Annotated in this window: 4 protein-coding genes; 2 read left to right on the forward strand and 2 right to left on the reverse strand. The window is 63.1% G+C overall.

Annotated elements, in window-relative coordinates:
• Window positions 1–720, reverse strand: a 720-nt coding sequence (locus MLGJGCBP_RS16675; RefSeq protein WP_201453093.1) for a site-specific integrase, incomplete at its 3' end; no start/stop codon positions are given.
• A gap of 154 nt (window positions 721–874) precedes the next feature.
• On the opposite strand from MLGJGCBP_RS16675, the gene MLGJGCBP_RS16680 reads away from it, so the two are divergent.
• Both MLGJGCBP_RS16680 and MLGJGCBP_RS16685 read left to right on the forward strand, forming a co-directional pair.
• Window positions 875–1621 carry a group II intron maturase-specific domain-containing protein gene (locus tag MLGJGCBP_RS16680; RefSeq protein WP_308821646.1) on the forward strand — a complete coding sequence of 249 codons (747 nt, stop codon included), beginning with the start codon at window positions 875–877 and terminating at the stop codon, window positions 1619–1621.
• Window positions 1622–1745: 124 nt separating this feature from the next.
• Entirely contained in the window at window positions 1746–2228 is a 483-nt protein-coding gene (locus tag MLGJGCBP_RS16685; RefSeq protein ID WP_012686807.1) for an IS30 family transposase, read from the forward strand.
• 254 nt (window positions 2229–2482) lie between these two features.
• Here the strand turns inward: MLGJGCBP_RS16685 and MLGJGCBP_RS16690 are convergent, their stop codons facing one another.
• Window positions 2483–2944, reverse strand: a complete 462-nt coding sequence (locus MLGJGCBP_RS16690; protein ID WP_007297546.1) for a DUF4189 domain-containing protein — start codon at window positions 2942–2944, stop codon at window positions 2483–2485.
• Window positions 2945–3802 lie beyond the last annotated feature (858 nt).

Genomic DNA, 3802 nt, shown 5'->3' on the forward strand with positions numbered 1-3802 from the left:
GGCGTCCCACCTCGACATCCCTCCTGGCTCTCCTAGAACCATTGTCCGGGGTGTCCACTCAAAGGGTGCAGCCTCAACCGACGGGATCCTGGCCTGCCTGGCCGAGCGTGCCGCCGGCACCGCCTCCAAGCACGCCCCGTCGACCAGGCCGGCGGCGGAGGCAAACCGCAGCAACGACCGCACCGCGCACAGTTTCTGCTCGACAGTCTTGAACTGGTATCCGGCCAGCGTGGCGACGAACGCCCCGATCATGGCGGCGTCGCAGCAGCCCAGCCCTCCGCGGGTGTCGGTGAACGCGACGAACTCCCCGGCCAACGTCCCGTAGGTCCGCACAGTCGAGGCCGAGCGCCCAGCCGAGCGCAGGTGCGCCTGGAACCGGGCGACCGTCTGGGCGCCGGCCACGTCCAGCTTGCTCACCGACCGGTTATAGCGGCGCAGCACCGCCCCGTGGACCGCGTAATCCTCCAGCATCTGAGCAACTCTGAACAAATACACATCGGTTCGCTTCAGGGTGCCGGCCTGCTCCTTGTCGAAGAAACCACACGCGTCGTCGACCCACGCCATCGCCGCATCCAGGGAGAACTCCTCGACACCACGCGCAGCGAAGTGCTTCTGCATCCGCCGCCAACAGCCCCGGTACCAAACGAGCGTCGAATCCTTGTAGCCCAAACGCTGTAGCTCCGCCTCCAGGCCCGACACCAACGCAGACAAAGTCGCCATAACAACTGACCTCCGATCATGGAGGCCCGGCACCGTACCGGGCCGCCTGATCAGAGGATCCGCGGATTATGCGCAGCGATCGACCTCTGACATCGCCGTCACCAGGCCTTGCACGCCAGCGCTGCGCATAACCCAGCACTGTTCATAAGGCGGCATACTCTCACCGTTGCTCGCCAACATCGCTCTGTCGGTGTTGGATGCACATTTCTGTGCGAAATGGGATTCCCACGGGAGTGCCTATCGGCGCGAGGTGCACCGCAAACGCGGCGGGGCCACCTACCGAATCGTGCGCTACGCGGACGATTTCGTCATCATGGTGGTCGGAACCAAGGCGCATGCGGACGCACTCTGGGACGAGGTCGCGGACGTGATAGCCCCGCTGGGGCTGCGGTTGTCCGCCGAAAAGTCCCGGGTATGTCACCTGGACGAGGGGTTCGACTTTCTCGGGTTCCGCATCCAGCGGCGCCGCAGGAAAGGCACGAACAAGATGAGCGTCTACACCTATCCGTCGAAGAAAGCGTTGCTTTCGATCATGGCGAAGGTGCGGGCGCTGACGAAGAGGGCACGTCATCATGGCCTTGCTGATCTGCTCGGACGCCTCAATCCGGTGCTCCGAGGATGGTGTGCGTATTTCCGTCACGGTGTGTCGAAAGCGACGTTCGGTTACCTCGATGCCTTCGCCTGGCATCGGGTCACCCAATGGCTGCTCAAACGGCACAAACGGATCACGTGGGCGGATCTCTACCGACGGTTCCTGACCGGCAGGCCCGGCAATCGTCCGCAAGAGAACGGGATCATCATGTTCGACACCACCACCGTCCCGATTACTCGGTACCGGTGGCGGGCGAGCAACATCCCCACACCGTGGACCAGCAGAGCAGAGACCTTGGTCCCTGCTTAGCAGTGGCAGTCCGTGGAGCGCCGGATGCGATGAGAGTCGCACGTCCGGTGCGGAGGGCGGGCCGGGGAAACGGGCCGGGAGCAATCCCGGCACCGCGCCCCGGTCCGACCCCTACATCCTGGGGTTGCGCTGCCGATCGGCGATGATGACCCTGCGGGAACGGACGACGCAATACGGAATCATCGTCAATCTCCCCGTCGATCACACCGCCGAATCGGTGAAAAATGCTGTCATCAAAGCATTTTCTGGCCTGCCGAAACGAATGCGCAGAACGTTGACGTGGGATCAGGGAACGGAGATTTGTCTGCACCGAGAGATCTCCGCGGCCCTTGATCTGAAGATCTACTTCGCCGAACGTTCCAGTCCGTGGCAGCGGGGTGCGAACGAGAATTTCAACGGGCTCGCTCGACAGTATTTCCCGAAGGGCACCGATTTGTCGGTGCACAGTCACGCTCATGTGCGGTCGGTAACGCGTGAGCTCAACACTCGCCCACGGAAGAACCTGGAGTACGCAACTCCCGCCACGGTGTTCAACGCCGAGCGACGGGCCACCGCTCACCGGCGCCGCACTGCGCTGGAACTCGCGATGCCGACTGCGGTAACGTAATCCGTGAGCTGGGACGACCCAGATTTCAATAGACTTGTGTTGCAACGACAGTGAGAATCCGCCGCCCCGAAAGCAAAATCATCACCGGACGGGGCTATCGGGACCCGCGCAGCTCAGTGAGTTCCGGTCTACGCCCGGCTTTCGGGACGTGCCGGTCTGCGTTCCGCTTGCGGACGGGGCGAGGTCGACGTTCGGGGTGATCGATCGGACCGGACGTTGGGCCGATCGTGTGAGTCCGGGATTCGTCCGCAACTTCAGTAGACGCACTTGGTGACTCCGTGGCCAACGGCGTACGGGGTGGCGTCGAGTCGAGCCTCGACATCGATCGTGGCCACCTGTTCAGCCTCTTCCCTGGTCGGCCCATTTCCCACGCCGAATATGGGCTTCCCCTGCGGACTGCCCAAGTACGACTCCTTGGTCCAACCGCGCACCAACGTAACGCAGCCCCAATCACTCGTGATCACGACCTGGCAATCGTTAGCGCCACTGAGGTTGTCGCAGTGGTAGTACGCCTGGCTCACGGACTCGGCGTACGTGTCCACCACGTTCGAGGACCCCGCGAAGGTCGACTCGAGGGAATAGGAGAGGCTCACGAACCGCGGCGCCGGCGGATTGACGCCCGGCACTGCGTTCGCCGGCGCTGCAATCAGCGCGGCGACTGATGCGGCGACCAGTGCGCCGCCACCGATGAATCCTGCAATCTGCTTGATGAACATGTCGGGCTCCCAGAAGATGTAACGCGAGTTCGAATCCCGCTCCGATCCCGCACCGGAGATGCGAGGCTGATCCCAGTCTCCGGTAGACAGCGAAATGGCACCTCCCCCCTCGGGGTGGAAGATCTCACCCCGAGTTCTCTCTCATCGATCCGCTTTCGGAACGAGCGCGACCACTGTCGGATCAGTGCACGCGTACTCACCGCCGGGACGCTGCGATCCGGTCCGCGCCGCTTTCGCAGAAGGAGCGGCCAGCGGTCGCACTGTTGATCCACGACTCCACACCACGCGGGCGACGCCGCGACAATCTCAACCAATCGGCCAACTGGCCACCGAGTGGCCATCTTGCGTGAGATCTGGCCACAGTTCTCGAGACACTACAAGCTTGTAGGGTCTCGCTACTGATGGCATTTTGGGACGGCTGTGACCTGAGGATTTGTCGTTGGTCTCACGGCATGGCCGCCTCCCTATGTCTCAATTCCCTGGCATTTCTGCAGCCGACATCACGATGCGGCCAGGCAGATGCGGGCGAACAGGACGCCCCTGATGTCAGACTTCAGGAGTGATTGGGACACAACAGGCCTGGGCGTATTGTCCACAGGTGCCGATCGAGCCAAGCCCGGATCGGCGCCGGTGGATCGTCGGCTGCCCGCCCGTGATCAGGGCCGTCGCCATACCCGGGACAGGCTGATCGGCCAGGACGTGACTGTCCTGATGGAGACAACCGGCCGCCGAAACTTCCGCGGATCGGGACTTTCCCATCGGGGTCTGCCTGAATTCGACGCTAGTACTGCAACGGCACTTATGGGAGGTGTCCGCGACGTCGGTAGTGGGAAGTGCGGGCCTGGTGTTGTCGGCGCC

The organism is Rhodococcus sp. T7 (genome assembly GCF_009872365.1).
GTDB lineage: Bacteria > Actinomycetota > Actinomycetes > Mycobacteriales > Mycobacteriaceae > Rhodococcus_F.